This is a genomic window from Kitasatospora nipponensis, assembly GCF_039528135.1.
GTDB lineage: Bacteria > Actinomycetota > Actinomycetes > Streptomycetales > Streptomycetaceae > Kitasatospora > Kitasatospora nipponensis.
On sequence record NZ_BAAALF010001232.1, the window covers coordinates 1 to 503 of the forward strand.

At 71.6% G+C, this 503-nt stretch carries 1 pseudogene; it reads left to right on the forward strand.

Features of this window, described 5'->3' with window-relative positions:
• Positions 1–503 (forward strand): annotated as a pseudogene (locus tag ABD323_RS45815) (hypothetical protein); the annotation flags it as partial.

Here is a 503-nt window from a genome sequence, read left to right on the forward strand (position 1 = left end):
GGACCAGCCGGTCCCCGGTTCCGCCACCGAGCTGGCCGAGCGGTACTTCTCCTGGGCCGCCCCGGCCTCGATCAAGCACTTCCGCTGGTTCACCGGCTTCACCGCCGCCACCGCGAAGGCCGACACCGCCCCGCTCGACCCGGGCTCGCTGTTCCCCCCGACCACCCTGTCGATCGACGGCAAGACCTGGACCAGGCTCACCACCGGCGCCAACCCGACCTGCTGGCAGACCACCACGGGCGGGCTCGGTGACGTGATCACCGCGCAGGGCTGCCGGACCGTGCTGCGGGCCACCTACACCTCGGGCAGCAGCGCCGTCACCATCGGGGTCGCGGTGTTCGACGCCCGGGCCAACGCCGATGCGTCGAACCAGGCCCACAAGGGACAGGTCCAGGGGCTGGTGGCGGCCGGCCAGACCTCGTTCTGCACCTCGGCCGCCTGCGTCAACACCCATGGCGCGGTGGGCCGTTACACCTATTACACGGTCTCGGGCACGGTGAAGC